The sequence below is a fragment of the Psychrobacter sp. TB20-MNA-CIBAN-0197 genome (assembly GCF_040309765.1).
Classification (GTDB): domain Bacteria; phylum Pseudomonadota; class Gammaproteobacteria; order Pseudomonadales; family Moraxellaceae; genus Psychrobacter; species Psychrobacter submarinus.
Genome location: NZ_JBEOPC010000217.1, coordinates 1 through 351, shown reverse-complemented (window position 1 = coordinate 351; position 351 = coordinate 1). Strand labels below are relative to the sequence as shown.

Below are 351 nucleotides of genomic sequence, written 5' to 3'. Positions count from 1 at the left end.
CATCAGCCTCTCCCCCATCATAAAAACCCTATTACCCCAACAACTAGACAAAAAGCGGTTTTTGTTACAAGACAAAGGGCACAACAATCATATCAAGATTGCTAAAGACGTACGCATCATTGGCAATTCAGCCATTACCATTCGTAAAGGTCATGGCAATCACATCACTATCGGTAAGGGCGGCAAATTTAATCAGTTAAAAATCGACATTAACGGCAGTCACAATCAAGTCACGATTGGAGAAAAAGTTAAGTTCTCAGGGCAATTATTGATCGTTGGCAACCATTTGCATATTTATATCGGTGAGCATACTACCGCCATCGACTGCTATATTCTGGCACGTGATAAAAG

The 351-nt window shown here is 40.7% G+C and carries 1 pseudogene; it reads left to right on the top strand.

From position 1 onward, the window contains the following. Position 1: 1 nt before the first annotated feature. Positions 2-351 (top strand): annotated as a pseudogene (locus AAEY83_RS13390) (acyltransferase); the annotation flags it as partial.